Raw genomic sequence first — 26,334 nt, 5'->3', positions numbered from 1 at the left:
TGCGTGTTATTTTTTATGTCCGCCAACCTTGCCGTTACGTATAATCCCATTCCCTGAGGCTGTATAACTAACGGCGCGCATGATCGCCTGCTTGCCGTACCGACCTCTGATCTGATCGATCGTAAAATCCAACCGCCGCTTTTCTTCCAGTATCTCAGGGCTAGCAAATAAATTGAGCTGATGATAGCTTTCGGGTGTCACTCCGCCGATCGATATTCCAATCGACCTCACTGCATCCCCTTCGTAGTATTTACGAAAAAGCCGTAGAAAGGCTTCTTGAAATTGCCATGTTAAATTCGTAGCTGTATGCAGCTTCATTTGCCTAGAAAACCCTTTGATGGTCGAGTGCGCGCTATTTCCGATCGAAAGCCGAATAAAATCTCCGACCGCAGAGTGGTTGCGCAGACGCTCTGCTACATTATCCACCATTTCCGCGATCACTACCTCTACCTCCGCTTGCAGATGATAGTCACGCATCAAAATCTGATTTCCTCCATAGCTTTTTTCCAATGCCTGGATCGCTTGGTCAAGCCGCGTGTAGTCTAAACCATTTGCATGATAAAAAAGCTGCTCGCCGATAATGCCAAATTCTTTCTTTAAGGCGGTCAGCGATGCGTGTGCTAAACTTTTGATCGTATAGATACCCAGCTTTTCCAACCTTAAAGCCGTTCTTCTCCCGATCCCCCAAAAATCCGTCAAACGCTTGATCTGCCAGATTTTTTCAGGGATATTCTCGTAATTCCAATAAGCGATCCCGCTTTCTCGATGTTTTGCTTCGTTATCCATTGCCAGTTTTGCAAGCAGTGGATTATCTCCGATCCCGATCGTGCAGTAAAGGCGAAACTGTTTATACATTTCTTGCTGCAGCGCTTGCACTAAATTAGCCAACCCGCCATAGAGCCGAACACTGCCAGTGACATCTAGGAAAGCTTCATCAATACTGTATACATGAACAAACTTCTTCTCCGTGTAGTGGTAAAAAAGCTGCTGGATCTTCATATTCATGTCAATATACATCTGCATATGTGGCTCAACAATTTTGACAGACGGATCGTTCGGGACTTCAAAAAGCCGATTCGTGGTATTGATGCCATAGTTTTTTTTCATCGCAGGGGTAGCTGCTAAAATAACGCCTCCTTTTTGTTGCAGATCGCTCACGACCACTAGATTGGTCTTAAATGGATCCAATCCGCGGATCGCACATTCGACACTCGCAAAATAACTTTTGATATCTACTGCCAAGATGACTCTTCTAGGTGCATGTTGATAATCGAATACTGGGTTCATTGCACCTACCAACTTTCGTAATTCCATTTCTCTTTCATTATAAGAACACACGTTCGTTTTTGCAATAGGTAATTGGTCCCTTTCCCGAAAAAAAACACAGCAATGTGACATTACTGTGCTTACTTGAAAATAATTAAATTATGTTGGCGCTCCATTTTCAGAGGTCTTTTTGCATAAAACAGCTATTCGGATCTTCTTGATAAGATCCAAAAGGCAATGTCTCTATAAAGCCTAATTTTTTATATAAATGCTGCGCAGGGATAAAATACGGTTCCGTTCCGGTTTCCAAACTGATGCGTTGATAATGACGTTCTTGCGCCTTTTGTATGGCAAATTCGACAAGACGCTTTGCTACGCCTCGTTTTAAAAACTGCGGATGTGTTTTCAGCGATTTGAGTTCGCCGTGATCTGCTGCTAATTCTTTTAGTGCAACGCATCCCAAAATATCATTGCCATCCGTCAGCGTCCAAAAAGAAATATGCTCCGCTTGCAGTTCCTCGATTGCCAAAGCATGGACGCTTTCCTTTGGTGAGGTCGCATACATATCTTGTAAATGAAGTTCCAGTAGCTCGATTAATTTCGGATTGCTGAAATCTGCCTGTATAATGTCCAAAGCAGCCACCCTCTCTACCCATTAGCCTTTTTCTTTAGTATAGGGGATATTGGCTTTCTATAAAAGTAATATACCTGCTTTTATTCGATCTCTGCTTTCATTTTCTGATACATTCCAGCAACAGTTTCATTGATTTCTTTACGCGACATTTCCAGTACTTTTGCCGAATGTGCAAAGCCGATTTCTTCTTTGCCAGCTTGCATATCGCGGAAAACACTGTCGGCAAATTCGTCGGCATCTTCTCCGGTATTATGAAGTCCTGTACCACCTAAATCAGTATTGACTGCTGGTGGCAAAATTTCAATGACTTTGATAGCTGTTTCAGAAAGCTGATGACGTAAAGCCATCGTAAAAGCATGAACCGCTGCTTTCGAGGCGGAATAAATCGGGCTGATGACCATTGGAATGATTGCCAGACCAGAAGAAACATTTACGATCGTTGCTTGTTCTTTTTCTACAAATAATTGGCTAAATAAAATCGCTAAGTGGATTGTAGCTTCTTCGTTTGCTTTTATTTCCTGCAAGTAATAATCCCAATTATTTCGTACATCTGCTTTTAAAAGATTAAATCTTTGCTGGATGCCTGCGTTGTTCACGAGAATATTCGTTTCCGGGTGATCCGCGCTGATCCAATCTACTAAGGCAATACGCTCGTCTACATTCGTTAAATCACATTTTCTTGTGATTACTTCTGGATGCGCCGCTTGAACATCTGCCAATTTCTGCTCATTTCGTCCACAAATAATGACGCGATCCCCTTGTTTTAAATAACGTTCTGCCAATTTCCAGCCAATGCCGGAACCTCCACCTGTAATAAGTACGGTATTCATATTCTTTCCCCTCTCTTATCTAGCATTCTCCTCCAGCTAAATACTCATTAACAATGAACATATTCACTGAACGCATTCATTATAAACCTTTTCTTTTCTAATTGCAAGGGGTATAATAATGGTACCTTAAATTAAAGCGTATAGGAGTGTCGATAGAACATGCTTACCAATCGCCAATTGCAAAAAAAGAAGACTGCTGAGATGCTTTATCAAGCGGCAGTCGAACTTATTCAAGAAAATGGTTATGAAAATACGACCGTCAGCAGCATTACAAAACGAGCTGGCGTTTCGACGGGAACTTTTTATGTTCATTTTAAATCGAAAGAAGATATCGTTCGAGAGATATTCTTTTCGGACTATGAAAAGCTTATTACCACTAAATTCCCAGCTTTTCTAAAGGAGCATCCAGAAGCATCCGTTGCAGAAAAAATAACGTATTTTTTATGGCTGAAGATTCCCTTTGTTATGGAAAAAGGAATCGATGTGACGACACTCACCTATATGACTTTCTTTTCAGAAGCCATGGACAAAACAAAGCCACTCAAAGAATGGACAATGCTGGCCACGCTTCAGGAATTATTGCTGGAAGCCGAAGAAAAGCATCTGCTAAAAGCAGATTATACGGCAGAAGCAGCCTTTGAGATCCTTTATTCTGCTATCCGCGGAAATGTGATCACTTGGATCTTGACACGCGGTCAATTTGATCTTGAGGCACGGACCAAGACGGCTCTTCATTTAATGCTGCAAGAACTTTTCACAACATGATCACTAACAAAAAAAGCACAGCCCCGAATCGGGACTGTGCTTTCCACTTATAAAAATTCACGTGCCAACATTTTCAATCCGTATTGCTGAATGACATCCTGGGCTGAAGAATGGAAACCATCAAATCTACACTGCTCATAATTTACTTCAAGCGGAACAGCTACGTGGATCTCGGCAAGCTGTCGGCTCAGTTCCAGCATTGCCAAATCTTCTTGGATCTTACGTTTCTGAGCTGGTTTCAGTTGTTCCAAGTTGGCAAGGACGCCTTCGATCGAGCCAAACGTTTGGATCAATGTCAACGCTGTTTTTTCTCCGATCCCGCGTACACCTGGATATCCGTCGGAGGTATCCCCCATCAACGCCTTGACGTCGATAAATTGTTTTGGTGTGATGCCCATTTCTTCATAAAAAGTCGCTTCATCATAACGCTTATAATTGCCAAAGCCCTTCTGCATGATCCACACTTGATTGGACGGAGAAAGCAGCTGAAGCAGATCTTTATCGCCACTCAAGACCGTCGTAGAAAGGCTTTGCCCTAGCGATGCCGTGATCGTACCGATACAATCATCTGCTTCATAACCGGGAACACCCACATTCACAAAGCCGAATCCAGCAGCTACTTCTTTTGCCAAATCAAACTGCGGGATCATTTCTTCTGGTGGAGCCGTGCGGTTGGCCTTATAGCCGTCGTACAATTCATTGCGAAATGTCTTAGAGCCCATATCCCAACAAATAAGTGCGTGGGTTGGATCACTTTGCCGAAGTGCTGCCAGCAAATGTTTCATAAATCCTTGGACGCCGTTTGTGGGAATGCCATCTTGGTTGAACATAAATTGTTTGGATACAGCGGTCGCATAAAAGGCGCGGAATAACAAAGCCATCCCATCGACTACTAATAAGTTTTCTTGTTTGCTAACCATGCATGATTACCTCGTTTCTTCTCTATTGTAGTCCATTGTATCATAATACCAATAGAGAAAAAACCGGTTTACCAGCTCGCTTTTTTCACGCCAGGAATCTGACCTTTGTGAGCCAATTCGCGGAACCGGATGCGAGACATGTCAAATTTACGCATGTAGCCATGGGGACGCCCTGTTAGTGCACAGCGATTATGGATACGTGTCGGCGATGCATCGCGAGGAAGTTTGCGTAGTCCTTCATAATCACCAGCTGCTTTCAGTTCTTTGCGGATTTCTGCATATTTAAGAGCCGTAGCCACTTGACGTTCATGTTTGGCGATTTTCGATTTTTTTGCCATAATGATCCTCCTTTTTTTTTTCAAATCGTAATGATTACGTTTTACATCATACACCTCTTTCTTCTTCATTACAAGTCATTTGCACAAAAAAACACAGCGCCTTTTACGCTGTGTCTCTCCTTTATTGTTCTACAGAAGATTCCTGCAGCTTTGTTTTTTCTTTTGGTGCAAGCCGGATATTGAAAATAATATTTAGCAGAATAGCGGTAATGCTTCCTGCTACGATTCCGTTGCTTGTGAACAGCTGTAAAAAAGCCGGCAAAACGTGGAATAAATTCGGAACAGCTGTCACACCAAGTCCCACACCAACGGAACAGGCAATGATAAGCAGATTTTCCTGAGAAGCAAAGTCGACTTTACCCAGCATTTTGATCCCTTGGGCAACGACCATTCCAAACATAGCCACCATCGCGCCGCCGAGAACAGCGGTCGGGATCGTGGTCGTCAATGCACCGATTTTTGGTACTAAACCAAGTACGAGTAAAAATCCCGCTGCGATATACATCACTTTTTTCGTTTTCACGCCTGATAATTGTACTAATCCGACATTCTGTGAATACGCAGTGTAGGGAAAAGTATTGAAGATCCCGCCGAGAATGATAGCCAGCCCTTCTGATCGATATCCCTTCGTCAGATCATTTGCTTTCAATTTTTGACCAGTAATATCCGAAAGCGCAAAGTAAACGCCTGTTGATTCGACCATGCTCACAAGTGAGATCAAGATCATCGTGATGATAGCAGAAGCATGGAACGACGGCATCCCAAAGTAAAATGGCGTCGGCAAATGCAGCCAAGTCGCTTCGCTCACTGCACTGAGCGAGATTCCTCTTGTAAAAGCGTCCACGATACTCCCGGCAAGCAGCCCGATCAATACTGCAATCGCTCGTAAAAAACCTTTGCCAAATTTAAAAATAAGAATAATCAATAATAATGTCCCAAATCCTAAAGCTAGATTATACGGCGAACCGAAATCTTTCGCGCCTTCCCCTCCAGCCAGATTATTGATCGCAACTGGAATAAGTGTCAGTCCGATCACGGTTACGACAGAGCCAGTAACAACTGGCGGAAAAAAGCGGACGATCATGGAGAAGAATGGTGCGATCAAGAATACGAACAATCCTGACACAATGATCGCACCATAGATCGCACTGATACTCATCGACTGCCCGATCAAAATAATTGGCGCGATTGCTTGAACGGCACAGCCCAAAATCACTGGCAACCCGATCCCAAAGAAGCGATTGACGAATAATTGCAGGCAGGTCGCTACCCCGCACATAAAAATATCAATGGAAACTAAATAAGTCATTTGCGCTGGTGAAAAATGCAACGCACCACCGATCAAAAGTGGAACGATCACTGCACCGGCATACATCGCCAGTACATGTTGCACACCTAAAAGCGTCAATTTCCCTTTACCAAACATGGCTCAATCCTCCCTCACAAATTCAATTCCCTTATCTGACAATGACGCGATCCGAGCAAGTGAATAAATCGGCACACCCGTTTTTTCTACTAATGTGCGCCCCTGCTGAAAAGATTTTTCAATAACGATTCCAATACCGACTACTTCTGCACCGCTCATTTCGGCGATCTCAAGCAATCCAATGATCGCTTGCCCGTTCGCTAAAAAGTCATCGATCAGCAGTAAACGATCATCAGCCTCTAAAAAAGCTTTTGAAACGGCGATCTCATTGCTTTCTTTTTTGGTATACGAATACACGGTGCTGGTATAAAGATTATCAGTTAGTGTCACAGACTTTTTCTTGCGGGCAAAAATAACTGGTACCCCTAGCTTTAAGCCAGCAAAGACTGCCGGTGCAATGCCGGATGATTCGATCGTTACGATCTTGGTGATTCCTGCCTCACGGAATCGCTCGGCAAACGCCTCTCCCATTTTATCCATCAGTTCCGGATCGATCTGATGATTCAGGAAACTATCTACCTTCAACACATTTCCTTCTAAAACCGTTCCTTTTTCGCGAATATAGTTTTCCAACAATTGCATAGTATGTCACTCTCCCTCAATAAATAAAAAAAGCTTGTTCTCTAGTGAGAACAAGCCAAGACAATAGGATATACGCCTACCGTCAACTTCTATCTCACTTATAGTCCAGTCATTTACGGCAACCGGGTAGAAACGCGCCATCCCTATTATGGCAATTATATAAGTGTTCGATACGTAATAAAAACCAATTATACAGCTTTGCTGCTTGCTGGTCAATCTAATTGATAAACGAACTGATATCTTTTTTCCAGTAGGTCTAATAAATAATTCGGGTTCAGGGATTCTCCAGTTGTATCTTGTAAAATCTCCAATGGTTCTTTGAGCTTGCCGTACTGATGGACATGCTCAGTAAGCCAATTTTTGATTGGCGAATAGTCATCACTTGCGATCACTTTTTCCACATTCGGGATCTCTTTCTGCAACTGATGATACATTTGCGCTGCATACATTAAACCAAGTGCGTAAGAAGGGAAATAACCGAAATCGCCTCCCGACCAGTGGATATCTTGCAGAACGCCTTCTGTATCATTTTCCGGTCTAATACCTAAATAGGCTTCATATTTGTCAGCCCATACTTGCGGCAGATCTTTCACTTCCAGTTCTTCATTGATCAATGCTTTTTCCAACTCATAGCGAATCATGATGTGTAGCGGATAAGTTAGAATATCTGCTTCGATCCGGATCAGCGAACTTTCCGTCAAATTCACAGCTCGGTAAAAATCTTCCAAGCTGACATTATCCAGGTGCGAATCTGCAACTTGCTGAAGCGCCGGATAATTACTTTTCCAAAATGCCAAACTAGAACCGACGATGATCTCGTAAAACAGCGATTGTGATTCGTGGATACCCATGGAAGCACCGCTCGCTAAGTTTGTTCCTACTAATCTCGGTGCAAAGTTCTGCTCATAGATTGCATGTCCGCCTTCATGGATGATTCCAAAGACAGCCATTTTGAAATTAGCTTCGTCATAGCGGGTGGTGATTCGGACATCGCCGGGGTTCATTCCGATCGCAAACGGGTGGATCGTATCGTCTAGTCTTCCTGCTTCAAAATCAAAGCCCATTTTTTCTAAAATAGAAATACTGAATGCTTTTTGTTTTTCTTTGGAAATACTGACTTTCAAGATATCGCGGTTTGGTTCCGAATCACTAGCCGCGATCTTTTCGCGCAAAGCAGTGATCCCTTTGCGCAATTTGGCAAAAACATCATCCAGCAAGGCAACTGTCATTCCTGGTTCATATTGATCCAGTAGCGTATCATACTTATCTGCTTCATATCCCCAATATTCTACAAAGCGGCGTTTCATCGCGATGATTTCAGTCAAATAAGGCTCCAGTATGCCAAAATCTTTTGCTTCGCGTGCTTCCGCCCATGCAGTCTCGCCTTGTGCGACCAATTTGGTATAAGCGGCATATTCTTTCGCCGGGATTTTTTTATTCCATTCATATTCTTTTTGAGAAACTTCTAATGTCTTGCGCGTAACTTCATCCAGTTGCTCTTTTACTGGCGCTAACTCGGCAATAAATGCGGCCATTTCGGTAGACGTTTTCATGTCAAAAATCTCGCTGGAAAGGACGCTGACTACTTCGGAACGCTGCTGCATGCCTTTAGCTGGGGCTTTGGTTCGCAGATCCCAAAATACTAATTCCAATGCTTCGCTGACGGCTTCGATTTTACGAATGTAGGCTAAAAACTCTGCTTGTAACTCTGCTGTTTCTTCTGACATGCTTATTCCTCCGTTTCCATTCTTTTCGGACGCGGGCCCCAATATTGATAAAGGTCCGTACGCAGGTATCCGTTATATAATTTTCGTTTTTTAGTCGCTTTCTTGCCGAACGCTTCTTCAAATGTTTCCAGCGACGTCAAGACATAGAAGGACCAAGTAGGGATCGTTGCAAAGATCTGTCCCATTTCTTCATAAAGCTCACGGACTGCTTCTTCATCTTCCAACCGTTCCCCGTAAGGCGGGTTGGCTACCATAACGCCGTATTCGTCTTCTGTATGGAAATCTTTCAGTTGCATCTGTTTGAAATGGATCAAATCTCCAAGGCCAGCTTCGATCGCATTTTGCTTCGCGATCTCTACCAAGCGGTGATCGATGTCAGAAGCTGCGATATGGAGCGGCTGATCATAATTCGCCAATTCCTCTGCCTCACTCCGTGCTTTTTCCCATATTGAGGCAGGCATCCAATCCCACTTTTCCGAAGCAAAAGTCCGGTTGAATCCAGGGGCGATGTTTTGACCGATCAATGCCGCTTCGATCGGAATCGTACCAGAACCGCAGACCGGATCATAAAACGGGCGGTCGGGATGCCAGTTTGTTAATAATACAAGTGCTGCTGCCATGGTTTCTTTCAGCGGCGCCGCACCTTGGGCAGTACGATAGCCACGTTTATGTAAGCCTGCTCCGCTCGTATCTAATGTGATCGTAACTTCATCTTTTAACAAACCTACTTCCAGTTTGAAAAGTGCGCCTGTTTCCATCAGTCTACCAGAACGGCGATATTTATCGGACAAGCGATTAACTACTGCTTTTTTCACGATCGCCTGACAATCGGGCACACTATATAAGGTTGATTTTACCGATTTTCCGGCTACAGGAAAATTAGCATCCAATGGTAAAAAATTTTCCCACGGTAATGCCTTTGTTTTTTCAAACAGCTCATCAAAAGTCGTCGCGTTGAATCTACCCACCACGATCTTGACACGGTCAGCCACACGCAGCCACAAATTCGTCCGTGCGATCGCCAACTTATCTCCTTCAAAATATACCTTACCATTATCTACTTTTGCCTCATAACCCAAGCGGCGTACTTCTTTGCCGACGATAGCTTCTAAACCTGAAGCCGCGGTAGCGACTAATTGAAATTTGTCCATGTCAGTTCATTCCCTTATCTTTTTTTCATTATCAAAAAAAGCTGTTTCACTCCTGAAACAGCTCCAATTTTTGAAAAATGGCGAAACGCCGCCGTTTTTCTATCTTGCAGCGGGACAGACTTGTGCCGTTCCGCTGTTTCATTTAAATTCATCCTGAAAATAACGTTCTATAAGCCATGTTCTGTTCATTACTGCGTACAGGATAACAGTAAATCGATAATCATCTATCTGCGCGAATTAATTCGCACCTCTTCCCTTGTTCAATTTCCTCGGGAAAAGTGCCCCTACCATAGTTTGAGTTTCTCGCTCGTGGGGTTTACCGCGTTCCACTTCTGACATTTCTATCAGAACTTCGTCACTGTGGCACTTTCAAGGCTACTACATCATATCTTACGACTTAGATGGTTTACCTGCCGTCAGAGTTTGGTGGCTCTGCCTTGGCTTATTGTTTCACCAAGCACGATCACTACAGGCATCTCAGCACTGTGCGAGCATGGACTTTCCTCTGCGATCAAGCAGCGATTATCCGAACGTTATTTCATTTTTTATTTAATAATTGTCATTCAATTTGTTGCCGAAAACATGCTTTTCTAAGTTGGACAACCGTTTCAAGATGTCGAAATTCGTTGTTCCGACAGGCTGAACAGGTGCCGAGTCTACTTGCGAACTTGCAGAGCGTTTAGGCGTTTCGTCTAAGGCTTGCACCAAGCGGATGTTTTCTTCTCGTAGTGTTTCTATTTCTTGCGTAAAACTTCCATAATCTTTGATCACTAAATCTAAAAATTCGTCCACATCTTCCGGATTATATCCGCGAAGTCCGGTTTTAAATTCTTTTTCTAAAATTTCTTTGGCTGTTAAATTATATTCAAACTGTTCAGAAGCCATTATACTTCACCTCTATTTATGTGCTAACATAATATTTATCATTCTTATACCTATTCTTCCAAATATCACGGCTTTTGTCAATCTTATTCCGCAAAAAAGCAAAATCTTTCCTGTTAAAAATCACTGTTCATGTCTTCTACTACTTCTTGGAGCGCATAAAAATCGATCACACGAAGGAGATATGCTTCCCTTTCCTGTACCTGCCGCACTCGATCGTAGAAAAACTTCGGGCTTCCTTCCCGCTCTGCATCATAGACCATCAGCACGCCATCCGTGTTGTCGATGATAAATTGATCACGTAGCTGGAATTGGCGCGGATTCTCATAGGGACGATTCGTGATCGCAGCCTGATAGTCAGCGTCTGCCAATACTTCCGCATACCAGAGCTGATTTTGCTCATTCCATTTACTTTGCTGCTCTAAAAAAGGTTCGAGGACTGCTAATTTGACATCATAACCTTTCCATTTGCATTCGGCCACGACTTCTCCTGCCCAAAGCTCGATTCCCAGCTGTCCAGAAATAATGACCCATTCCAATCCGTCTTCGATCATGGCGACCAGTTCTCTGCGGATCGCTTCCTTTATGTAGGTGGCTTCGGGGGCATCTTTTTTGAAGATTCCCAGCTCAAAATTTTTATAACCGGTAACAAAAACACTTTTCACAGCGTGTCCTCTTTTCGTTCCAACAGCAAAAGGATTTTTGATAATGTATATTTGCTTGATTCATAATGATCAACGAAATGCTTGTAAAAAGATTTACCATTAAATGCGTTGACGGCGGTCATTTGAATATTCTCCGCAGCTTGATTCAGCTGCAGCTCGCCCAAGTAAAGCGGACGTTCCGAAATCACCCAAGGCAAAGCCACCAGCAAAAACGCATCACAGCGACGTTTCGCTTCATCGACAAATGGTTTCATATCTTCATAAAAATCGAAAGGTTGCTGGGAATCACGGTTTTCCAGATAAAGCTGCCAATTTTTTTCATTTTGCTCCAAGAGCGCTTCTGTTTTTTCTTTTAATTCTTTCATTTTCCGTAACATCCTTTGTCAGATTCTATGTTCAATATAGCATACCTGCGGGAAGAAAAACATCATTTCGACCCTATTGCTGTTTTCCTTTACTTTTTTTGAAAAAATTTAAATAAATCTTTAAAATCCTGAAAAGTCCTGCTCCCCCAAGGCGAAAGTGTGTTCTTGTTTTACAAAATCCACCTCAATGACTACTAAAATAATTTTTATTTGTTATAATAAGGGATAGTCCACGAATAGAATGTTTTTGAATGATTGAGGTGAAAAAAATTGGCGATTGGCTATCCGAATGGTAAAAAAAAGGAGATCCACAAACAGGTCTCGAAAAAACAAAAAGGAGTTATTGATTACGGTCGCCGCGGAATGTCTTTGGAAGATGATCTTAACGATACGAATCTCTATTACCTCGAGGCAGAAAAGGCAGTGATCCACAAGAAACCGACGCCTATCCAAATCGTAGGTGTTGATTATCCCAAACGAAGCAACGCCAAGATTAAAGAAGCTTATTTTAAGCAGCCTTCTACTACGGACTATAACGGTGTTTATAAAGGAAGATATTTAGACTTTGAAGCGAAAGAAACGACTAGCACGACTTCTTTCCCATTGCAGAATATGCACGAACATCAGATCACGCATATGCAACATGTGTTAAAACAAGACGCGATCGTGTTTGTTATTATTTCTTTTCGGACGCTACAAGAATGTTATTTTATACCTTTTCAATCTTTTTACCCATTCTGGGAACGTATGCTGAGCGGCGGAAGAAAGTCGATCACGCTTGCGGAAATACGTGAAAAGGCAGACCTGATTCCTTATGGTCTAAATCCACGACTTGATTTTTTGACGATTATCGATAAAATTTACTTTTGATCAAGTCTTTTAAAAGGAGGGAGATTTTTAATGGCAGACAAACCACAGACAAGATCTCAGTACCGCAAAACAACTAAAAAACAACCAGCAACAGCTAAAAAAGCGCAATCTAAAAAGCGGAATATCCCGCTATTGATATTTAAAATTATTTTCTTTGCCGCTTTATTCTGTGCTTTCTCTGGTATTACAGTCGGAGCTGCTGTGTTTTACCATTATGCAAAAGAAGCACCAAAATTAGTAGACTCGAAACTGCGCGACCCGCTTTCCTCCAAGATATTGGATAAAGATGGCAAGGTCTTTGCTGAAGTGGGGACCGAACAGCGCGAATATATTGAATACAAAGCAATTCCGCAGAAATTAAAAGATGCGATCCTCTCCACCGAGGACAGCCGCTTCTATCAACATGACGGAATCGATCCGATCCGTTTTGGCGGAGCAGTCGTAGCCAATATCAAAGATGGTTTCGGTGCGGAAGGCGCAAGTACCCTTTCTCAGCAGATCATCAAGATGTCCTACTTAGACTACACCAACAAAACGCTTGCTCGTAAATCGCAAGAAGCTTGGCTTGCCCTGCAACTTGAAGAAAAATACAGCAAAAACGATATTTTAGAGATCTACGTCAATAAAGTTTACATGTCTGACCGTGTTCACGGTATGCAGACAGCAGCGGAACATTATTATGGGAAGAAACTCGACAAACTGACACTTCCAGAAACGGCGCTTATCGGTGGAATGCCGCAAAGCCCGAACAGCTATAACCCCTATGAACATCCCAAAGCTGCAAAAGAACGCCGCAACACGGTACTGCACAATATGTATAAACATAATAAAATCAGTAAAGAAGACATGGATAAGGCGATCGCAACACCGATCAAAAAAGGACTGGTATCACTTGCCAAACGTAATGATAAGACTTACAAATATGATGCCTATGTGACACAAGTGCTGAATGAGATCCCGAAAAAATACGATGTTTACCGAGATGGCCTAACGATCCATACTTCCCTTGATCAGGATGCTCAAAAATATACTGAAAAAATGATGAACACCAATGAAATCGTTAATTACAGCGATAAAGATATGCAAGCCGGTATCGTGATGACGGATACGAAAAATGGTCGTATCTATGCGATCGGCGGTGCTCGTAATCAAAAAGTACAGCGTGGTTATAATTATGCGACGCAACTAAAACGTTCAGTCGGTTCTACCATGAAACCTATTGCTGATTACGGCCCTGCCTTTGAATATTTGAATTGGTCCACCGCTCACGTGCTGGACGATTCCAAATATACGTATTCCAACGGCGTTCCGATCAATGACTTCGACTTTGGCTTTAAAGGAAAAATGTCCCTTCGCGCTGCACTTTACCAGTCGCGAAACATTCCTGCTTTGAAGACACTCCAAGCTGTTGGGCTGGAAAACTCCCAATCATTTGCAAGCAAACTTGGTATGGATTATCCGCTGAAAGATTACGTCGAATCTTTTGCGATCGGTGCAAATGAAGCAAGTCCGCTACAATTAGCAGGCGCCTATGCAGCATTCGGCAACGATGGAAATTATACCAAGCCGCATGCTGTTGAAAAAATCGTGCTTTCAGATGGAAAAACAAGTATCGACATGGAACCAAAATCGTCGCGTGCGATGAAAGAATCCACTGCTTATATGGTAACGGATGTTCTCAAAGATGTACTGAAAGTCGGAACTGGTACTACAGCCGCCGTACCTGGTGTACCGGTTGCAGGTAAAACTGGTACAACGAACTTCTCTGCTGAACAAGCAGCAAAACACTATTATCCAAGCGGCGCTGCCCGTGATGCTTGGTTTGCTGGTTATTCTACCAATTACAGTATTGCTGTTTGGACCGGCTACAACAATGATAAGAAGAGCGAGGCAAAATACCTGTCTCCAGATGAGCAGCGAATCTCCCAACGAATGTTCAGCGCATTGATGGGACATGTTTCCGCAAATCGACAAACAAGTGATTTCCAAATGCCAAGCAATGTCGTCCGCATCCCAGTGATCAAAGGCAGCGATCCGGTCGTTCGAGCAGCATCTGGCACTCCTAGTGATCAAGTCAGCTACGAACTATTCTTATCCGGTCATTTACCTGCTAAAACAGCTTCGGCTCCGAAAAAAGATAAAGATGCCGATAAGAAAGATGATAAGGATAAGGATAAGGACAAAAAAGAAGATGACCAAGACAAGGATAAAGACAAAAAGGAAGATACGGAAAAAGATAAACTAGATGCGCCTAGCAATTTATCTGCTAAGTATGACCAGAGCCGTAAAATCATTCGCGTCTCTTGGAACGGTGTCTCCGGTGCTTCTTCTTACGTCGTTACTGTAAATGGCTCCGCATCGACTGTCAGCTCCACTGCGATCGAAGTCAGCGGCGGGAAAGCAGGCTCCACTGTGAGCATAAGCGTCGTCGCCAAAAAAGATGGGCAGACGAGTGGTTCCGCTAGCACCAGTGTAGCAATCCCGAAAGAGGAAACCAATAACGATCCTGCTGACAACAACAAAGATAAGGATAAAGACAAAGATAACGATAAGAATAAAGACGCCAACAAAGACAAAAAGGACAAGAAAGACAACGATAAAAAAGATTAAAAAAGACGCCCTAGGCAAAAGAAGTTCACTTCTCTCGCCTAGGGCGTTTATTATTGTTTGGCAATCAGTTTGCGCTGTTCTAAAAGCAATTCTTCCCACTGTTTGAATCCCGGATAGGTATGTCCATTCTCTAAAATATAAGTCAGCCGTTCTTCGATATTCATCGGTTTGATCTCAAGGGTCGCAATTTGTTTATCCAGTTCCCGCAATTGCACAGGACGCCCATTGCTCCAAAATAAAATCGATAAAAACAAGCCCAATCCGTCCCGTACTGTTATAGATTCGGGTTTTTCTTTTGCCTCAAAAGCTGCTTGAATGACTTCCGCCACGCTGCTCGCTTGTTTCGCCAGTTTGCGGCAAGCTTTTGCTTTATCCTCTTTCCATGGCATCACACCCGCTCCTTCGCGGAAAAATTGATGTTCTTGCCAGAATGGAAAGCCGCTTACATAAATAGATTCCGGATCGATTTCCTGCCATTCTGCACTTGGGAATGGAAATGCCGGATGCTGCAGTTCAAATGCATAAGCCTGTTCAGCCATCAAAGCCCCTCACTTTCGCTTGTTTCTTTCCTTCTCTGCAAATCGAAAGCAGCGGACATACTTGACACTCCGGCTTTCTAGCTTTGCAGTGATAGCGTCCAAAGAAAATCATCGCGTGGTGCGCGTCTGACCACATTTCTTTGGGAAGTTTACGCATCAATGTTTGTTCTACTTCGGTAACCGAATCTTTCCAGCGACAGATTGCCAGTCGCTTGCTGACACGTTCCACATGCGTATCGACGGCCAACGCAGGGATACCAAATCCCACTGACAAAACGACATTTGCCGTCTTTCTGCCCACGCCCGGCAGGCTCTCTAGTTCCGCATGCGTAGCCGGTACTTGACCGTCAAACGTTTCTAGCAGTTTACGCGATAAGCCTTGGATATTTTTTGCTTTGTTTTTGTACAAACCGATCGACCGAATATCATCCATCAGCTCCTCTACAGAAACATCCAGATAGTCTTCCGGCCGATGATATTTTTCAAATAGCGAGGCGGTCACACGATTAACGAGTACATCCGTACATTGTGCAGATAAGACAACAGCCACTAGCAGTTCAAATGTATTACGATGCTCCAATTCGCAATGCGCCATTGGAAACATGCGCTCCATTTCCTCTATACACATGATCGTTTGTTGTTTGGTTAACATCTATGCCCTCATCCTTTTCTTTTTTCCAGCCAATCATAAAGCGGGATCGAACCATCGCTTTTTTTCACTTCTGTATTTTCTTCCTGTCCATTCGACTTATGAAAGTTTTCGGAAACTTTTTTCGCATCTTGAGAGGTTTTCACGCCTTGTTTCGTCCAATTCAGCAAAATACGATCGATATACCGGAAATTGAGTTTTTGCGAAATCACAGCTTCTTTCAGCGCCTCTTGAATCACTTCGTTGCTCAGCCCATCTTGATCTAACCAGCTGCTGATCATTTCTGCTTCCATTGGAGAGAGTGGACGGCCAAATTCGGCTTCAAAAATCGTATACAGATTGACCTCCGTTTGCTGCTGCGAGGCAACTTTTGCCTCTTCTTCCTTATTCCAATATAACAAGCTCAGTTTTTTCCAGAGCGGCTGCAGACTGAAGGCTTCCGAAATAACAGCTTGCGACGCATTCTGTTCGATCGTCAAAATCCCTTTTTTCATTAGGCCATCCACGATCGCCATGACCTGAGCGGCAGAAAGCGACATTCTCGCAGCAATATCTTCCATAGACGGAAAACTTTCCTTATCGGTTGCAAAAGATTGAATTTGCAGGATACACATCATTTCTTGCTCATTCAATCCTAATTTCGTATAGTTTTTTAATAATACCTGCGGAAAAGAAACATTTCCCTCCGCTATCCAATTTTCTAATACCTTTTCATCCATTTTGCACACCTCACAGTGAAATTATACCATGATTCCAGCTGGAAAAATATAAAGGAGGCATAAAAAAACAAGGTAACCCGCGATTACCTTGTCAAATTAAGAAAAAATAATTAGAATCTTTTTTTCTTGCATTTGTGAGATCATCGCGGATCCCTTGCTTTCACTTATGGATAAAGTCGGTTCAGCAAACGAGGGAATGGAATCGTTTCGCGAACATGTTCCGTTCCAGATATCCAAGCGACGGTACGTTCCAATCCTAATCCGAAGCCGGAATGTGGTACGGAGCCGTAGCGTGCCAAGTCGATGTACCAGCTATAGGCTTTTTCATCTAATTCATGTTCTTTCATCCGCTCTAGTAAAACATCCAAGTCATGGATCCGTTCAGAGCCGCCAATGATTTCTCCATAACCTTCCGGTGCGATCATATCAGCACAAAGGACTACTTGCTCATTGTCTGGATCTTCCGGCATATAGAATGGTTTGATTGCTTTTGGATAATGGGTGATGAACACTGGTTTCTCAAAGCTGTCTGCGATCGCTGTTTCATGCGGTGCCCCGAAGTCATCTCCCCATTCGATATCATCAAATCCAAGTTCATGCAACTTTTCAATTGCTTCTGTATATGTGATACGCGGGAATGGAGCAGTCATGCTTTCAAGGACGCTCACATCTCTGCCTAGTCGTTCTAGTTCTAGTTTGCAATTATCAAGTACTGCTTTTACTAAGAAAGCAACATACTGCTCTTGTACTTTCAAACTGTCTTCTAATTGATAGAAAGCCATTTCCGGTTCGATCATCCAGAACTCGATCAAATGACGTCTTGTTTTAGATTTTTCAGCACGGAAAGTTGGTCCGAATGAAAAAACCTTACCGAATGCCATTGCGGCTGCTTCCATATACAACTGACCACTTTGAGAAAGAAACGCATCTTCATCGAAATATTTCGTATGGAATAATTCTGTTGTTCCTTCTGGTGCACTTCCTGTTAAGATCGGTGGATCGATTTTGATGAATCCTTCTTTGTTAAAGAATTCATAAGAAGCACGAATGATCTCGTTTCTGATTTTCATGATCGCGTGTTGGCGATTGGAGCGCAACCATAAATGACGATGATCCATCAGGAACTCGGTACCATGTTCTTTTGGTGTGATCGGGAAATCATGCGATTCACTGATCACTTCGACTCCGCTCACGGCAATCTCATAGCCAAACGGCGAACGGGTATCTTCGTTGATTATGCCGGTCACATATAAGCTTGTTTCCTGTGTCAAAGATTTTGCTGCTTGGAAAATCTCTTCGCCAACTTCTGCTTTCACGACTACGCCTTGCATGAATCCTGTACCGTCGCGAAGTTGCAAGAAAGCAATTTTCCCGCTGGAACGTTTATTGGCAAGCCAAGCGCCGATCGTAACTTCTTTGCCGACATAGTCAGCTGATTGATTAATTGTAATTTTCACAGATTCTACACTCCCTATTTACTCATAAACTCATTTATTCTATCAATTGCCGTTTGGAACAATTCCGGATCGGTGGCGTAAGATACTCGGATATAATCCGGCATTCCGAACCCAGATCCTGGGATCACTGCTACAAGAGCCTCTTCCAGTAATCCTTCTACAAAAGCATCAACAGAAGCATACCCTTTTTGCTTCGCTGCTTCTTTAGTTTCAATAAAGAAGTAAAATGCGCCCGCTGGCTTTTTCGGACGAAAGCCTGGGATCTTCTCCAACTGCGGGTAAAAACGATTCATTCGCTCTTCAAACGCCTGATACATTTGCTGAGGAACTTCTTGACTGCCATTGTAGGCTTCCACAGCTGCATACTGCGAATTGGATGTTGGATTACTGGTCAAGTGATCCGCTAGTTTTGTCATGCCTGCAATCAATTCTGAGGCTGCTGCTGCATAACCGATCCGCCAACCTGTCATTGCGTATGCTTTGGAGACGCCGTTGATCACAATCGTCTGTGCATACAGTTTATCACTGAGACTCGCGATCGAAACGAGATCCTGTTTGTTACCATAATAAAGTTTTTCGTAGATCTCATCGGAAATAATGTACAGACCGTGTTCTTCGGCAACTTTTCCGATTGCTTCGAGTTCCGCCTTCGTATAGGCCATCCCGGTAGGATTGTTAGGAGAATTGAGAACTAAAGCTTTCGTTTTCGGTGTGATCGCTTGTGCTAAACGAGCATCACTCAATTTGAAGTCTTCTTCAAAAGTGGTATCGATAAACACTGGAACACCGCCAGCCAACTTCACTTGTTCCGGATAAGTCACCCAGTAAGGGCCGGGAATGATAACCTCATCGCCTGGATCAATAATCGCTTGGAAGACCGAATACAAGACGTGCTTTGCCCCTGTTCCTACGAAGATCTGATTTGGTTCGTATGTTAGATGCTGATCGCGTGCTAATTTATCGACGATCGCTTGTTTTAATTCTGGTATCCCTGCAGAAGGCGTATATTTGGTATAGCCCTTTTCCATGGAATCCACAGCTGCCTGAATGATATTCGCAGGTGTATTGAAATCCGGTTCACCTGCTCCAAGCCCAATGACATCAATGCCGTCTTTTTTCATTTGTTTCGCTTTGGCAGTGATACTAAGTGTGGGTGAAGGAGCTACTTCTTGAATTCTTTTTGACAATGGTGTGCGCATGTTATTCCCTCCTACATAATCATAGATTCTCAATTGAATGGAGCACTTTGCCGTCTTCAAAAGATAAGTTGACATAATTAAGGTTGCCATTTCCAGTCAAATACGTTACTTCCCAAATGGCTTTTTCATTTTCCATTCCAAGCTTCGTATGAAGGATCTTTTCTGGATTTTTTTCGCTGTGGATGATCGATCTTGCCTGCTTCTCCGAGATGCCATCTGCTGCATACTTAACGAATACTTTGCCAGACTTTTTCTTGGGGACCCAGACGATGATCTTCTTGTTTGCCTTATTCTTTCCAACTAGAACAGAATAATCTTCTTTTGGCCCATTATACAAATAAAAGCGGCTTACATCTTTGATCGTAACGTACCCATTGATCCGATCCAGCGCCTCTTTCTGAGCAGCACGAACGGGCTTGTCCGCACTCCGCAGATAAAGCAGGAAGCAGGCGATGAGGATGAGAACGGCAGCAATACTGATATAAACCCATTTATTCACGCGTCTTCTTTGCTTTTTAGTTCGAATTCGTTGCATATTCTCGCTCATTTCTATAACTTTTCTCGCCGAATGTTCCGGCGCGTTTTATACTGTTTCCATTATAGCAATTGACAGGCTAGATTTGAAGCTAAAACCGGAAAATTTTAACTATCCTTAAAAAATGATTCAGTGATCGTCAAGATTTCTTCTTCATCTGCCGTGATGACTGGTGTTTGCGGAATCGAGGTTAAAAAGGCTTTTCCGAACTTTGTGGTTTCCAGACGGCTGTCGAATACAAAGACGATGCCCCGGTCTGTTTCCCGGCGGATCAAGCGACCGAAGCCTTGTTTGAAACGTAAAATCGCCTCTGGCAGCGAATATGTTTGGAAGGCATTTTCACCACGCTCTTTCCGCAGGCTGATCTGCGCTTTGGCATACGGATCGTCTAGCGGAACGAAGGGAAGCCGAACGATCGCTAAACAAGAAAGTGCCTTACCAGGAATATCGATGCCTTCCCAAAAACTGGATGTCCCCAGTAAAATCGATTTTTGGAAGACTTGGAATTGCTTGGCCAATCGTGTAACACTTCCGGGGGATACCCCTTGCGCCAAGATGCGGAATGTTTCTAGGTCATGACTGTTTTTCAGATGATAATAGGTTTTTTGCAACATTTCAAAGGAAGTGAACAAGACGAGCATGCGACCATCCGTCCGTTTGGCGATTTTTGCCAAGTAACGGGCTAGTTGCAGTGTATACATATCGACCGGTGTATCCTTGATCGGTGGCATATCTGTAGGGATCAACACTCGCGCTTGATTCTCATAATCAAACGGGGACTCGATCTGTCTGGTTATCAGCTCGCTTTCTTCTAAGCCAAGATTTTGGCAGATGAAGCGAAAATCACCTGTGATCGTAAGCGTCGCCGAGGTCAAAATAACCGTTTTTTTCTGATCGAAAAAGGTTTGTTTTAGCTGTTCGCTATTATCCAAACGAACCGATTTGATTCGCATACTTGTGATTGAGCGTTTGCTGTCGCTTTCCAGAGATAGCGCTTGAACCGGTATCTTTTGGTAGATCATCTGCGCCAGATCGTCTGTCATTTCTTGCCAATCAAGCAAAAAGGCATAAATCTCTTCTAAGAAGGCGCTCTCTGCTTCATCCCAATTCGTTTCTTCGGCTTTTGCTTTTGCTAGCAGCGCGTCCATTTGAAGAGCCGCCTCACGTAACAATTTATATACTTTTTCAGCAGCATAGAAAATATCGTCTGGCAGTGGCTCCCTTTCACTATTAGAAATGAGGCCCCTTTCCAGCTGATACAATTTTGTCTGCTTGGCATAATCCTGCAGCACTACAAAAAGCTCCTCTGATGCCTCGCCTAATTTAAAACCGGCGACATCAAGGTCGTAAAGCATTTCTGCTTGCGGGAACAGCATCGCCATTTTAGCCAGCAGCGAATACTTTTCCAACGAGCCGAGCTGATTTAGGAAATATTTGATTTTGCGGTAGGACAAAATAAACGTCCCGCGATCGCGTGCACTATCGGCAAAGTGATGTGCTTCATCAATAACTGCGACTTCATAATCAGGTAGGATCGCTTGTTTGCCGAAATGATCTGCTAAGAGGAGCGCGTGGTTGACGATCAATAGATCGGCGTGTCTGCTTTGTTCATAATTATAGCGATAAAAATCATAGTCTAGCCAGGGATCATGCTGCGCAGACAGATACCAACCAGTATGTTTCATCCGATTCCAAAAAAGCTCTCCGCCACTGGAAAGGTTTACTTCGCTGATATCCCCGGTAGTTGTTTCTGTAAGCCAAACAAGCAGTTTCAGCTTCGTGACGACGACATCGTATTGTGATTCATTTTCTTCTAAAAGTTGTTCAAATTTAAAGAGATTGAGATAATGATCTCTGCCCTTGAGTAGACTCACAGCAACCGGGAATCCAACGATTTTTTCCAGTAAGGGAATATCTTTCTCTACTAGCTGATTCTGCAAGAGCGTTGTATAAGTACTGATCACAACAGGCATGCCGCTTTGTTTGGCGTGATAAACAGCCGGTATAAAATAGCCAAGCGACTTCCCGATACCGGTTCCGGCCTCAATAAGTGCATGTCGCTTTTGCTCGATCGCCTGCTGGATCACATCCATCATTTCAAACTGTCCTGTCCGTTTAGTCAATGAAAGACCATTCTGCTCAAATAGCGCTGCTTTTGCTTGCGCCGTTTTCGGAAAAACATAGCTACTACTTTCTGCTGGCTCGGAAATAGTCGGTTTCTTGCGAATGACGAGACCACGATATTCCATTAATTCATCCGGCAATGCCTTCAGTTCTCGGTCTTTCTGCATCTCCAGTTCAAATAATAATTCCGGCAGATAATTTTTCAAGGATTGCGAGATCGTAGCCATTTTGCGAATAACCGGCAGCGGTAGATTTTCCAGTTTATCTAATAACAAGAGCAGCAGGTCCGCGGTTACTTCTGCATCACTATCCGCTTGATGCGGCCTGTCATGTCCTAATTTAAATTCATCCGAAAGGTCCTGCAATTTGTAGCTGTCGATTCCGGGATAAATGATCCGTGCTAATTCGACCGTATCCAGTTTTTTCGTTTTCGGTAGCGGATAACCTGCCCGCTGCATTTCGCGTGCTAAAAAAGTCCAGTCAAAAGAAACGTTGTGGGCCACAAAAATACAGTCTTCCAGCAGATTTTGAATGATCGGCGCCACATCCGTAAAAATCGGTGCATCGTAACAGTCACTTGGTTTTATGCCCGTCAGTTGTTGGATAAAAGGCGGTATTTCCCGTTCCGGATTGATAAAGGTAGAGTAAGTTTCTAAACGCTTAGAACCTTCTACTAGCGTTGCTGCAAACTGAATGATGCGGTCATGCCTATTCGCTTGGTTACCAGTAGTTTCTAAGTCTACTACTAAATACCTTTTTTCTTTTCTCTTCATAACTTTCTCCTTCCAACAACTTTGAACGATGTAAAAATATTCCAGCTACTAGTACCCTTTCTTCGAGTAGTAGCTGGAATAAGGATTTTACTATTCTAATGTCGTTTGTGCTTTTTCCTCATAAAGCACTTGTTCAATTATATTATTTTCTCCGAGTACAACTACTTTCGGCTGATGTGCTTTCACTTCTTCTGCCGTAAAGATCCCATAGCTGATGATAATAACAGTATCTCCTACTTGGGTATGTCTTGCCGCTGCCCCATTCAAACAAACGATGCCGCTGCCTCGTTTTCCGGGAATAATATACGTTTCGAGCCGCGCACCGTTATTATTATTGACGATCTGTACTTTCTCGTTCGGCAACATATCGACTTGTTCTAGAATCGCTTCATCGATCGTGATACTGCCGACATAATTTAAATTTGCTTCCGTGACCGTGGCACGATGGATCTTGCCATTCATCATTGTTCTAAACATGTGCTATCGCTTCTTCCTTATTTATTAATTCATTATCGATCAATCTGGCCTTGGAATATTTGACAGCCGCGGCAATAATAAGCGGTGCCTGCCAGTCATGTACAGCTTCAAATTCTGGAAAGCTGTAAATCGCCAAGTAGGCAATTTTTTCATGGCTTTTTTGGCTGTTGATCTTGTCTGTCATCGCTTGGACAATCACGCTCTCATTCGTTTCTCCACTCTCGATCAACTGTCTGCCAAGTAGCAGTGCTTGATGAATGATCGGTGCTTCGCTGCGTTCTTTTTTGGATAAATAGACATTGCGCGAACTTTTCGCCAGGCCATCCGCCTCACGAACAGTCGGTACGACAACGATCGTTAACGGAAAGAAATAATCGCGAACAAATCCTTCGACCACTGCCACCTGCTGGGCGTCTTTTTGACCAAAATACGCGCGGTTCGGTGACATTAAATGAAATAGTTTCATCAAAACTGTCACGACCCCATCAAAGTGACCTGCACGCTCGGCGCCATCCAAAACAGCAACTCGCCGCTCCACATGTGGTTTCATCGAAAGCGGCTCCGGATACAACTCTTCCGCACTCGGCATAAAGAGTAGATCAACATGATTTTCTTCTGCTGTAGCAATATCTCGAGCTTCATCGCGTGGATAAGCATCGAAATCTTCATTAGGACCAAATTGCGTTGGATTGACAAATACACTCATAACGACACAGTCATTTTCCGCCTTTGCGCGTTTAACCAGTTGCATGTGTCCCTCGTGCAAATATCCCATTGTCGGTACAAAGCCAATGGATTTATCCTGCTTTTTCCATTTTGCAATATGCGCTGCGAGCGCTTCTCTAGTCCGAATCACTTCCATGCTGTCACTCGCCTCCGTATAAGCCCTTGATTTCTTCTTCCTTCATGTTGAAACTATGCTCCTCGCGTGGAAACGTGCCTGCCCTTACTTCACTCGTATATGCCAGCAATGCTTTTTCGATCGGTACGTCGATATCTGCATATCCCTTCACGAATTTAGCTCTTCTCGTAATCCCGTAACCAATAACATCGTGATACACCAAAACCTGGCCATCCGTATCTGGACCAGCTCCGATCCCGATAACAGGAATTGTAAGCAGCCGCGTGATCTCTTTTGCCAGCTGCCTTGGGATCGCTTCTAAAACTAAGGCGATCGCCCCAGCAGCCTGTACTTCTAAAGCGCTTTTAATAAGGGCGCTACCTTCCGCAGCCGATTTCGCCCGGACTTTGTAGCTTCCAGTCAGACCGACACTTTGTGGCGTCAATCCCAGATGTGCGACTACCGGCGCCCCTGCCTCCGTAAGTGCCGTGATTTTTTCTATCACTTGACCAGCACCCTCCAGTTTCACAGCATTTGCTCCCGTCGCTTGGATGATTTCCCGCGCAGTAGCAATCGTTTCCGTAATGGAACCGTGATACGTCATAAATGGCAAATCTGTTACCATAAAGGTATTGGGTGCCCCGCGCCTCACCGCCTTACTATGATGGATCATATCCGCAGTCGTGACTGGAATCGTAGAATCATAGCCAAGCACGACCATCCCTAACGAATCCCCCACTAAGATCATATCCACATCCGCCTTCTCTGCATTCTTCGCAGACGGGTAATCATAAGCAGTGAGCATGGTTATTTTCTCGCCTGCTTCTTTCATTGCCAAAAAATCAATCGGTTTTTTCATGATTCAATCTCCTATTCGTCCCTGCCGGCGCTTGCCGATCAAGGCAAAATTTTTTTAAAAAAGGCGTGCTGTATATGCCAAATCTGGTCACATCCGTTGCACACCTGTATCGTACCATATTTTTAGGGATACATAAAGCACCAGACTTGTGTCTGGTGCTTGGGTCGATATAGGGGCGTGCTTAAAATAAGGGGAAGAGAAGTGGTATGACGAACAAGCGCTTTTTGCGTTTGAATTTGAATGATTCTGTATGTTTTTTGCCGTTTTCTAGCCAAGTGATTCGCATGCCTTTGATGCTGTTGTCGGGGCCGTTGTAAAAGGTTTCGTAATCTGTCAATGTTTTACCATCAAAGTTCCCTCCTCCTTTTTCAGCATCCGTTTTCATATATTTATTCTGATACTTATTATCAGTCAATAGATCAACCGATTCGATCTCTGGTTCACTACCTGCATTCTGCCACGTTATTTTACCATTCCATGGATAACGCTCCGTATCAACACCATCCATGCCTTTTCGAGGTTTATAGGCGGCTTTCCAATTATCGGATTCACCAATGATGATTGCGGGTTGAAAAGCGGAGAAAATGAACCAGGCTAATAGAAGTAATAAGCCAGATAGTAGAAATAGTATCATTTTTTTCATTCATTTTTCCTTTCTATTTGAAATCGTTAAAATAACGGAAGAACAAATAATCTTTTTTCCCGCTTAAATTTAAATGATTCTGTCTGCTTTTTGCCATTCTCTTTCCATGTAATTCGCATGCCTTCGATACTATTGTCTGGGCCATTGTAAAATGTTTCAGGATCCTCAATGACTTTTCCGTTAAAATTACCATTTCCTTTTTTAGCAGCGTCTCTATCTAATTCATTTACATACTTATTATCAATCCATAAATCGACCGACTCGATTTGCGGTTCACTAAAAGAATGACGCCATTTTATTTTCCCACTCCATGGATAACGCTCCGTGTCAACGCCATCCATGCCTTTTCGGGGTTTATAGACTACTTTCCAATTATCGAACTCACCGATAATGATTGCGGGTTGGAAAGCGGAGAAAATCAGCCAGGCGAGAAGGAGTAGAAAACAGACTAAAAAGATCCTTAGGTTTTTTTTCATTTTTTTCCTCTC

27 protein-coding genes, 1 other RNA gene and 1 riboswitch are annotated in these 26,334 nt (G+C 43.4%); of the genes, 3 read left to right on the top strand and 25 right to left on the bottom strand.

Annotation, left to right across the window (positions count from 1 at the left end):
* Positions 1–6: 6 nt before the first annotated feature.
* The 3 genes from EL241_RS04600 to EL241_RS04590 all read right to left on the bottom strand — a co-directional run bounded on the left by EL241_RS04600 (position 7) and on the right by EL241_RS04590 (position 2,730).
* Positions 7–1,314, bottom strand: a complete 1,308-nt coding sequence (locus tag EL241_RS04600; RefSeq protein ID WP_052009240.1) for a Y-family DNA polymerase — start codon at positions 1,312–1,314, stop codon at positions 7–9.
* A 130-nt stretch (positions 1,315–1,444) separates the two neighbouring features.
* Positions 1,445–1,909, bottom strand: coding sequence for a GNAT family N-acetyltransferase (locus EL241_RS04595; RefSeq protein ID WP_077912808.1), 465 nt, complete (start codon positions 1,907–1,909; stop codon positions 1,445–1,447).
* 71 nt (positions 1,910–1,980) lie between these two features.
* Positions 1,981–2,730, bottom strand: a complete 750-nt coding sequence (locus EL241_RS04590) for an SDR family oxidoreductase (protein WP_036107038.1) — start codon at positions 2,728–2,730, stop codon at positions 1,981–1,983.
* Between the two features lie 159 nt (positions 2,731–2,889).
* Between EL241_RS04590 and EL241_RS04585 the strand changes: the two genes are divergently transcribed.
* Positions 2,890–3,495: a TetR/AcrR family transcriptional regulator gene (locus EL241_RS04585; RefSeq protein WP_003758476.1), complete on the top strand. Its 606-nt coding sequence runs from the start codon at positions 2,890–2,892 to the stop codon at positions 3,493–3,495.
* A gap of 47 nt (positions 3,496–3,542) precedes the next feature.
* Here the strand turns inward: EL241_RS04585 and EL241_RS04580 are convergent, their stop codons facing one another.
* The 10 genes from EL241_RS04580 to EL241_RS04535 form a co-directional block, all read right to left on the bottom strand.
* Entirely contained in the window at positions 3,543–4,415 is an 873-nt protein-coding gene (locus EL241_RS04580; protein ID WP_003758473.1) for a 5'-3' exonuclease, read from the bottom strand.
* Between the two features lie 68 nt (positions 4,416–4,483).
* A complete protein-coding gene (rpsN, locus tag EL241_RS04575; protein ID WP_003758471.1) occupies positions 4,484–4,753 on the bottom strand; it encodes a 30S ribosomal protein S14 in 270 nt (89 codons plus the stop codon).
* 121 nt (positions 4,754–4,874) lie between these two features.
* On the bottom strand, positions 4,875–6,179 hold the full coding sequence (locus tag EL241_RS04570) for a nucleobase:cation symporter-2 family protein (protein ID WP_126320383.1): 1,305 nt from the start codon (positions 6,177–6,179) through the stop codon (positions 4,875–4,877).
* A gap of 3 nt (positions 6,180–6,182) precedes the next feature.
* Positions 6,183–6,761, bottom strand: a complete 579-nt coding sequence (locus EL241_RS04565) for a xanthine phosphoribosyltransferase (RefSeq protein ID WP_003758468.1) — start codon at positions 6,759–6,761, stop codon at positions 6,183–6,185.
* An 81-nt stretch (positions 6,762–6,842) separates the two neighbouring features.
* Positions 6,843–6,944: riboswitch (purine riboswitch) on the bottom strand.
* Between the two features lie 29 nt (positions 6,945–6,973).
* Entirely contained in the window at positions 6,974–8,488 is a 1,515-nt protein-coding gene (locus tag EL241_RS04560; protein WP_126320382.1) for a carboxypeptidase M32, read from the bottom strand.
* A gap of 2 nt (positions 8,489–8,490) precedes the next feature.
* Positions 8,491–9,639, bottom strand: a complete 1,149-nt coding sequence (locus EL241_RS04555) for a THUMP domain-containing class I SAM-dependent RNA methyltransferase (RefSeq protein WP_036107044.1) — start codon at positions 9,637–9,639, stop codon at positions 8,491–8,493.
* Between the two features lie 165 nt (positions 9,640–9,804).
* Positions 9,805–10,173: RNase P RNA component class B (gene rnpB, locus EL241_RS04550), an RNA gene on the bottom strand.
* A 15-nt stretch (positions 10,174–10,188) separates the two neighbouring features.
* Positions 10,189–10,524 (bottom strand): cell division regulator GpsB, encoded by a 336-nt coding sequence (gene gpsB, locus EL241_RS04545; RefSeq protein ID WP_003758462.1) that lies wholly within the window; start codon positions 10,522–10,524, stop codon positions 10,189–10,191.
* 113 nt (positions 10,525–10,637) lie between these two features.
* Positions 10,638–11,186 (bottom strand): SLOG family protein, encoded by a 549-nt coding sequence (locus EL241_RS04540; protein WP_003758460.1) that lies wholly within the window; start codon positions 11,184–11,186, stop codon positions 10,638–10,640.
* Positions 11,183–11,551 (bottom strand): YppE family protein, encoded by a 369-nt coding sequence (locus tag EL241_RS04535; RefSeq protein WP_036107046.1) that lies wholly within the window; start codon positions 11,549–11,551, stop codon positions 11,183–11,185. Before EL241_RS04535 ends, EL241_RS04540 begins: the two co-directional genes overlap by 4 nt.
* 270 nt (positions 11,552–11,821) lie before the next feature.
* On the opposite strand from EL241_RS04535, the gene recU reads away from it, so the two are divergent.
* Together recU and EL241_RS04525 are read left to right on the top strand one after the other, a co-directional pair.
* Complete coding sequence (recU, locus tag EL241_RS04530) at positions 11,822–12,421, top strand: Holliday junction resolvase RecU (protein WP_003758457.1); 600 nt, start codon at positions 11,822–11,824, stop codon at positions 12,419–12,421.
* Positions 12,422–12,451: 30 nt separating this feature from the next.
* Positions 12,452–15,031: a transglycosylase domain-containing protein gene (locus EL241_RS04525; protein ID WP_036107049.1), complete on the top strand. Its 2,580-nt coding sequence runs from the start codon at positions 12,452–12,454 to the stop codon at positions 15,029–15,031.
* A gap of 50 nt (positions 15,032–15,081) precedes the next feature.
* Here EL241_RS04525 and EL241_RS04520 read toward each other — a convergent pair whose 3' ends face one another.
* From EL241_RS04520 to EL241_RS04465, 12 genes are all read right to left on the bottom strand, one after another.
* A complete protein-coding gene (locus EL241_RS04520; protein WP_003758453.1) occupies positions 15,082–15,570 on the bottom strand; it encodes a YpoC family protein in 489 nt (162 codons plus the stop codon).
* A complete protein-coding gene (gene nth / locus EL241_RS04515) occupies positions 15,563–16,222 on the bottom strand; it encodes an endonuclease III (protein WP_126320381.1) in 660 nt (219 codons plus the stop codon). Before nth ends, EL241_RS04520 begins: the two co-directional genes overlap by 8 nt.
* A gap of 8 nt (positions 16,223–16,230) precedes the next feature.
* Positions 16,231–16,938 carry a DnaD domain-containing protein gene (locus EL241_RS04510; RefSeq protein WP_003758450.1) on the bottom strand — a complete coding sequence of 236 codons (708 nt, stop codon included), beginning with the start codon at positions 16,936–16,938 and terminating at the stop codon, positions 16,231–16,233.
* A 164-nt stretch (positions 16,939–17,102) separates the two neighbouring features.
* Positions 17,103–18,395, bottom strand: a complete 1,293-nt coding sequence (gene asnS, locus EL241_RS04505; RefSeq protein WP_036107052.1) for an asparagine--tRNA ligase — start codon at positions 18,393–18,395, stop codon at positions 17,103–17,105.
* 14 nt (positions 18,396–18,409) lie between these two features.
* Positions 18,410–19,594, bottom strand: coding sequence for a pyridoxal phosphate-dependent aminotransferase (locus EL241_RS04500; RefSeq protein WP_036107056.1), 1,185 nt, complete (start codon positions 19,592–19,594; stop codon positions 18,410–18,412).
* A gap of 19 nt (positions 19,595–19,613) precedes the next feature.
* A complete protein-coding gene (locus EL241_RS04495) occupies positions 19,614–20,129 on the bottom strand; it encodes a cell wall elongation regulator TseB-like domain-containing protein (RefSeq protein WP_232020851.1) in 516 nt (171 codons plus the stop codon).
* A 107-nt stretch (positions 20,130–20,236) separates the two neighbouring features.
* A complete protein-coding gene (dinG, locus tag EL241_RS04490; protein WP_126320380.1) occupies positions 20,237–23,026 on the bottom strand; it encodes an ATP-dependent DNA helicase DinG in 2,790 nt (929 codons plus the stop codon).
* A 90-nt stretch (positions 23,027–23,116) separates the two neighbouring features.
* Positions 23,117–23,503, bottom strand: coding sequence for an aspartate 1-decarboxylase (panD, locus tag EL241_RS04485; protein ID WP_003758445.1), 387 nt, complete (start codon positions 23,501–23,503; stop codon positions 23,117–23,119).
* On the bottom strand, positions 23,496–24,365 hold the full coding sequence (gene panC, locus EL241_RS04480) for a pantoate--beta-alanine ligase (protein ID WP_036107058.1): 870 nt from the start codon (positions 24,363–24,365) through the stop codon (positions 23,496–23,498). The genes panD and panC overlap by 8 nt, the downstream gene beginning before the upstream one ends.
* Before the next feature lie 4 nt (positions 24,366–24,369).
* On the bottom strand, positions 24,370–25,203 hold the full coding sequence (panB, locus tag EL241_RS04475; protein ID WP_036107061.1) for a 3-methyl-2-oxobutanoate hydroxymethyltransferase: 834 nt from the start codon (positions 25,201–25,203) through the stop codon (positions 24,370–24,372).
* Positions 25,204–25,384: 181 nt separating this feature from the next.
* Complete coding sequence (locus EL241_RS04470; RefSeq protein ID WP_036107064.1) at positions 25,385–25,846, bottom strand: hypothetical protein; 462 nt, start codon at positions 25,844–25,846, stop codon at positions 25,385–25,387.
* A 26-nt stretch (positions 25,847–25,872) separates the two neighbouring features.
* A complete protein-coding gene (locus EL241_RS04465) occupies positions 25,873–26,322 on the bottom strand; it encodes a hypothetical protein (protein ID WP_036107067.1) in 450 nt (149 codons plus the stop codon).
* Positions 26,323–26,334 lie beyond the last annotated feature (12 nt).

The organism is Listeria grayi, assembly GCF_900638015.1.
Taxonomy (GTDB): domain Bacteria; phylum Bacillota; class Bacilli; order Lactobacillales; family Listeriaceae; genus Listeria; species Listeria grayi.
The sequence above is the reverse complement of the archived record's forward strand: the minus strand, read 5'-3'. Positions and strand labels throughout refer to the sequence as shown.

Bases quoted from the DNA above. Each gene is read 5' to 3' on its own strand.
- EL241_RS04600 (WP_052009240.1), bottom strand. From the start codon at position 1,314: ATGGAATTACGAAAGTTGGTAGGTGCAATGAACCCAGTATTCGATTAT.
- EL241_RS04590 (WP_036107038.1), bottom strand. From the start codon at position 2,730: ATGAATACCGTACTTATTACAGGTGGAGGTTCCGGCATTGGCTGGAAA.
- EL241_RS04585 (WP_003758476.1), top strand. From the start codon at position 2,890: ATGCTTACCAATCGCCAATTGCAAAAAAAGAAGACTGCTGAGATGCTT.
- EL241_RS04580 (WP_003758473.1), bottom strand. From the start codon at position 4,415: ATGGTTAGCAAACAAGAAAACTTATTAGTAGTCGATGGGATGGCTTTG.
- rpsN (WP_003758471.1), bottom strand. From the start codon at position 4,753: ATGGCAAAAAAATCGAAAATCGCCAAACATGAACGTCAAGTGGCTACG.
- EL241_RS04570 (WP_126320383.1), bottom strand. From the start codon at position 6,179: ATGTTTGGTAAAGGGAAATTGACGCTTTTAGGTGTGCAACATGTACTG.
- EL241_RS04565 (WP_003758468.1), bottom strand. From the start codon at position 6,761: ATGCAATTGTTGGAAAACTATATTCGCGAAAAAGGAACGGTTTTAGAA.
- EL241_RS04560 (WP_126320382.1), bottom strand. From the start codon at position 8,488: ATGTCAGAAGAAACAGCAGAGTTACAAGCAGAGTTTTTAGCCTACATT.
- EL241_RS04555 (WP_036107044.1), bottom strand. From the start codon at position 9,639: ATGGACAAATTTCAATTAGTCGCTACCGCGGCTTCAGGTTTAGAAGCT.
- gpsB (WP_003758462.1), bottom strand. From the start codon at position 10,524: ATGGCTTCTGAACAGTTTGAATATAATTTAACAGCCAAAGAAATTTTA.
- EL241_RS04535 (WP_036107046.1), bottom strand. From the start codon at position 11,551: ATGAAAGAATTAAAAGAAAAAACAGAAGCGCTCTTGGAGCAAAATGAA.
- EL241_RS04525 (WP_036107049.1), top strand. From the start codon at position 12,452: ATGGCAGACAAACCACAGACAAGATCTCAGTACCGCAAAACAACTAAA.
- EL241_RS04520 (WP_003758453.1), bottom strand. From the start codon at position 15,570: ATGGCTGAACAGGCTTATGCATTTGAACTGCAGCATCCGGCATTTCCA.
- nth (WP_126320381.1), bottom strand. From the start codon at position 16,222: ATGTTAACCAAACAACAAACGATCATGTGTATAGAGGAAATGGAGCGC.
- EL241_RS04510 (WP_003758450.1), bottom strand. From the start codon at position 16,938: ATGGATGAAAAGGTATTAGAAAATTGGATAGCGGAGGGAAATGTTTCT.
- EL241_RS04500 (WP_036107056.1), bottom strand. From the start codon at position 19,594: ATGCGCACACCATTGTCAAAAAGAATTCAAGAAGTAGCTCCTTCACCC.
- EL241_RS04495 (WP_232020851.1), bottom strand. From the start codon at position 20,129: ATGCAACGAATTCGAACTAAAAAGCAAAGAAGACGCGTGAATAAATGG.
- dinG (WP_126320380.1), bottom strand. From the start codon at position 23,026: ATGAAGAGAAAAGAAAAAAGGTATTTAGTAGTAGACTTAGAAACTACT.
- panD (WP_003758445.1), bottom strand. From the start codon at position 23,503: ATGTTTAGAACAATGATGAATGGCAAGATCCATCGTGCCACGGTCACG.
- panC (WP_036107058.1), bottom strand. From the start codon at position 24,365: ATGGAAGTGATTCGGACTAGAGAAGCGCTCGCAGCGCATATTGCAAAA.
- panB (WP_036107061.1), bottom strand. From the start codon at position 25,203: ATGAAAAAACCGATTGATTTTTTGGCAATGAAAGAAGCAGGCGAGAAA.
- EL241_RS04470 (WP_036107064.1), bottom strand. From the start codon at position 25,846: ATGAAAAAAATGATACTATTTCTACTATCTGGCTTATTACTTCTATTA.
- EL241_RS04465 (WP_036107067.1), bottom strand. From the start codon at position 26,322: ATGAAAAAAAACCTAAGGATCTTTTTAGTCTGTTTTCTACTCCTTCTC.